Annotated in this window: 4 protein-coding genes; all 4 read right to left on the reverse strand. The window is 64.3% G+C overall.

The window, feature by feature from the left end; all coding sequences use genetic code 11:
- Positions 1 to 61: 61 nt before the first annotated feature.
- Positions 62 to 1,030 (reverse strand): IS5 family transposase, encoded by a 969-nt coding sequence (locus H0E84_RS14960; protein WP_180677693.1) that lies wholly within the window; start codon positions 1,028 to 1,030, stop codon positions 62 to 64.
- Between the two features lie 53 nt (positions 1,031 to 1,083).
- A complete protein-coding gene (locus tag H0E84_RS14965) occupies positions 1,084 to 1,560 on the reverse strand; it encodes a glycoside hydrolase family 19 protein (RefSeq protein WP_180679451.1) in 477 nt (158 codons plus the stop codon).
- A 186-nt stretch (positions 1,561 to 1,746) separates the two neighbouring features.
- Entirely contained in the window at positions 1,747 to 3,378 is a 1,632-nt protein-coding gene (locus tag H0E84_RS14970; protein WP_180679452.1) for a hypothetical protein, read from the reverse strand.
- Between the two features lie 24 nt (positions 3,379 to 3,402).
- On the reverse strand, positions 3,403 to 4,386 hold a 984-nt coding region (locus tag H0E84_RS14975), incomplete at its 5' end, for a type VI secretion system Vgr family protein (protein WP_180679453.1).

The following is a 4,386-nucleotide window of genomic DNA, read 5'->3' on the forward strand; positions in this document are numbered from 1 at the left end:
GCGACGCTCGTTGCGCCGTTTTCGGCGCATTTGGGCGGGGTTCCCCGCCCGGGGGACACACCTATCCCGTCGCCGGCAGCAAGTGCCGGCGCGCCATCCACAGATTCGACAACGCGAACAACGTCAGCATCTGGCCGGTGTTCTTCATCAATCCGCGGTAGCGCACCTTGATGTGGCGGAACTGCTGCTTCACCACCCGGAACGGGTGCTCGACCTTCGCCCGCAGGCTCGCCTTGTACTGCTCCCAACGCTCCGCGTACCGGCGGTCGCGCTTGTTCTTCATCGCGCGGATCTTCGAAGGCTTCTCCGCCACCACGAAAGCCGCCCGGACCTCCTGCAGTTCTTCGCGCTTGTCCATGCCGGCGTAGCCGCTGTCGCCGCGTACCGTGCCTTCCTTGCCGTGCAGCAGCTTGTGGACCTGGCTGATGTCGGCCGCGTTCGCCGCCGTGCATTCCACGTGGTGCACCAGCCCGGACTCCTCGTCCACGCCGATGTGCGCCTTCATCCCGAAGTACCACTGGTTGCCCTTCTTCGTCTGGTGCATTTCCGGATCCCGCTCGCCATCCTGGTTCTTCGTCGAGCTCGGGGCCGCGATGATCGTCGCATCCACGATCGTGCCCGCGCGCAAGCTCTGGCCCTTACGCGACAGATGCGCATTGACCTGCTCGAAGATCTGCCTGCCCAGGTCGTGCGTCTCGAGCAATCGCCGGAAGTTGAGGATTGTCGTCTCGTCCGGGATGCCGTCCAGCCCACCGAGCCCGGCGAACCGGCGCATCACCGGAGTGTCGTACAAGGCCTCTTCCATCGCCGGGTCGCTCAACGCGTACCACTGCTGCAGGAAGTGGACGCGCAGCATTGTGGCAAGTGGGTACGGTTGGCGGCCGGGGCGGCCCGTCTTCGGGTAGTGCGGCTCGATCAGCGCCAGCAGCGCCTTCCACGGCACCACCTGGTCCATCTCCGCCAGGAAGATCTCCTTGCGGGTCCGCTTGCCCTTGCCCAAGCCCTCGGCGTCACCGAACGTCAGCTGCATCGATCGCTGTCCCAATCAAGTTGCGCTATTGTCGCGCGGAACGGACGAGTTGTTCAGACCTTCCTTAAGAGGTCCGGATTGCCGACGAAGTCCGGAGCGGTGCCCGGCCAAACCAGGTGATAGTTGTCCTGAAGGTCTTGGTAGTTGCCCCTGCCAGTTGTCATCTTCAGGCCCCGGCCTCTGTACCGCCAGCCGTCGCCGCTGGCTATGTCGCCGTTTCCATTGCGGTTGCCGTATGCACGGTTAGCAATGGCTTCCTCATCCGCACTTCGACCGTTCGCGCGGCCATAGGTTTGAGCTTCCTGCGAATTGCGTGCGAAGTAGGAGAACGTGGCGATTAATCCAGAGGGCGAGTAGTTGAGACTCTCGGTGAAACTGGCACTATTTCCGACTTCTTCTCTGACCTGCGAAAAGAAATGAGACAGCCGGAGTGGCGAGTCGAGCTTGTAGTCTTCGATGTTCTGGTTTACTTCCTCCACGATTGAGCGAAGGCGATCCACGGGAGCAGTGGTGAAGATCTGCTGAAGCATCTCCACGGTGATGCTGGGTGCACGAGCGCTGAACGTCTCTATCAGACCGATTGGATGCAAGTTGTAGGCAACAAGCGACTCTTCGTTGGACAGGCCATGCTTGCCTTTAGCTTCCCCCCACCATAGCAGTGACTCGATTCGCTCCTTCTCCTTCTCCCAGTCTTTCTTGCGCCGATCCGGGATCAGTTAGTCCATAGCGCGCCATTTGTCCATCGGGCCGGACCATTCGCTCTCATGCTTGATGATCAGGTGCGAGAGCGCCTGGGCCAGCCAAGGCTTACGCAGGGCCTGCCGCAATTCCAGTGGGGTGAGGCTTTTGTCCCCATCCAGGTCGAGCACGTCATACAACTTGCGGAACAGGATGCCGCCCTCGGCGCCGGCACTTTCGGTTTCCAGTTCGCTCTGCTCATCGGGGACGATATGGCCTTGCTGGACTACATGGTGTGCATAGAGCGCGCGCGGCGTGGAGCCGTCGATGTCCACGATCTCGAATCCCGGCCAGTGCCAGGGGGTGCACAGGCCGACCTTGGTGTGACCCTTCTCCCGGACCCAGCCCGAGGCGCTGCTTCCTTCAACAGTGCCCACCTCCACTTTCCACCAGCGGGTGCCATCTTCCTCCTTGACGGGCTCATCCAGCACGCTGATGGGCAGAACGCGGGCGTGGCCGACAACTGGGCCATCGGTGCCATTGGTTTGCGCGTTGAGCTGCGTTGCGTCCGGTATCGCAGTGTCCATTGTCTGCACCAGTCGAGCGCCTTCCTCGATCAGGAGCAGGGTCTTGTGCCGATCGGTCAACTGTGCTGCCCGTTGCCTACTCTGTTCAATGAAGGATTTGATATCTTCCGTGGTGAACACATCCACCTGTATCAACGGCCGCTCGTTGCATGACGAGCCGAGGGGATTCATGTCGATGTAGCGCTGATACTGGCCCAAATGGCCGACGAAATCGCCGGCCTTGATTTCGATAGGAGCGTCCGGGATCACGATACTTCCGACCTCGGCGGGCTCCACCTCGGTATCGGGAATCTCGGCCTTGTAGGCGTAGGCGCCGGCCAGCCCTTCTGGGTAGGCGGTACCGACCACCTCGGTGACGGCGTAATAACCGGTCGTGCCGAGCCGGGCGCCCAGTTTCAGCTTGGTGCCGCGGGGCGCGAAGCCGACGACCTGGCGGTTGGCGTCGCGGAGATTCAAGCCGATGCCGTTTTCAGGGATGTAGGGATTTCGCGTCCTGTCGGCATCGGTGGCCTTTTCGCCCACGATATGCAGCGGTTCACCCCAGAACGCAGGCCTCGCCTTGTCCGCGTCCTGCTGGTAATTTTTCCAGTTAAGCAAGTGCATATAGAGGCTGTGAAACAGCAGGCTTGGCTCTTGCTGCTCCTCACTCCCACTTCGATTAGCGGCTGCGGACTCGCCCGTAGCCGCGCCACCGGCCTGCGCACCGTCGGCCTTGGGCAGCCGCAGCCAGTGTCGCACCAGCACGAACCCCGTGGAATACGTGGCCGCGCCGCAGCTGGCGTACTCTACGGTTGGGTAGTCGTCATCGAGCTTCCACGCTATCACCTCGCCATCGGCGATGCAGCGCACACCACCGTCCTGCGCCAGCGTCGCGCCGGTCTGGGCGCCGAAGTGGATACCGCCGTGCCACTGACCGTTATAGCCGATGGGGTAGAAGCCATCCTCGGCCTGGGAAAGCGCCTGGAAATACTCCTGGGCGTTGGTGACCTCGACCGTTCCCGGTTGGGCGGGATTGCGAGCCTCCGTCTTCGGAAACGGATAGACGAACTTCTTGAGGGGTGCGGGAGCGTTGTCGTCGCTCATGTCGGCGTCCTTGTCGGTGGTCGTTCAACCGGAGAAGTCGAGCATCCTGTCCGGTTCCAGCTTCACGATGCCGTCCGGCAGGGAGAGCCTGACATCGCCGCTCGCGCCGCCCCGGAACGGATGCTCCCCCGCCTTCACGGTGAAATTCCCCGGACACGCGAAGGTGATGTCACCCCCCTCCAGCGTCACCTGCGTCTGCCCCGCCTGCAGCACGATCTTCTCGTTGGCCAGCACGTCGATGCGCTCGTCGGTGGCGGTGAGCGTGACCGACTTGTCAGCCAGCAGCTCGAGGGGGCCGGTATGGGCCTGCAGGCTGAGCGGGCCGTTGGCGGCGATGGCGCGGATCGGGCCGGCGTGGGCGTAAAGCGCGGCGTGCTGGCCGGAGACCGAGGCGAAGGTCTGGCCGGCGCTGAGCTGGACGTCGGCCTGCGCGGTCAGGTGCAGGGCGCCGCCGGCGTAGGCGACCGCGCTCTTCTGCGTCGCGAACGCGATCGACTCCGGCGACTCGGCGACCAGCTTGGGATCCGCGAAACGCTCCACCGGTTCCTCGCCCGGTTCGCGCCCGCCACCCGCGGGCTTCATCGCCGACTGGCCGGCGACGCTGTCGGCGTACTTTCCGTCGACCTCGGCATCGAGCGCCTCGCGCAGCGCGGTGAGGCGGGCGTTGGCGTCGAACCCCGGTACCTGCTGCTGCAGCAGGGTCTCGTGCAGGCCCTCGGCGGTGCGTTCGGCGCCCTTGAGCTGGGCCACGGCCTCGGTGATGTCGAGCTGGGTGGAGGCGCCTTCGGCCCGCGCGGTGGTGGACAGCAGCAGGCCCTGGCCGGCGTGGACGTTGCCCCAGCCGGCGCTGGCCAACTCCACGCCCTGGCCGCGCAGGCCGCCGCGGGAGGCGTCCTGGTGCTGCACCAGGTAGCCCAGTTCCAGGCGGCTGTCGGCCAGGCTGGTGTGCAGCCGGGTGCGCAGCTGGCCCGGGGTGTCGTCGAGCACCCACTGCTGGGTTCCGGCGCC

It is taken from the genome of Luteimonas salinisoli (assembly GCF_013425525.1).
Classification (GTDB): Bacteria; Pseudomonadota; Gammaproteobacteria; order Xanthomonadales; family Xanthomonadaceae; genus Luteimonas; species Luteimonas salinisoli.

What these genes read in the sequence shown, in the direction of transcription:
- H0E84_RS14960 (WP_180677693.1), bottom strand. Translation starts at nt 1,030, where the DNA reads ATGCAGCTGACGTTCGGTGACGCCGAGGGCTTGGGCAAGGGCAAGCGG.
- H0E84_RS14965 (WP_180679451.1), bottom strand. Translation starts at nt 1,560, where the DNA reads ATGCTTCAGCAGATCTTCACCACTGCTCCCGTGGATCGCCTTCGCTCA.
- H0E84_RS14970 (WP_180679452.1), bottom strand. Translation starts at nt 3,378, where the DNA reads ATGAGCGACGACAACGCTCCCGCACCCCTCAAGAAGTTCGTCTATCCG.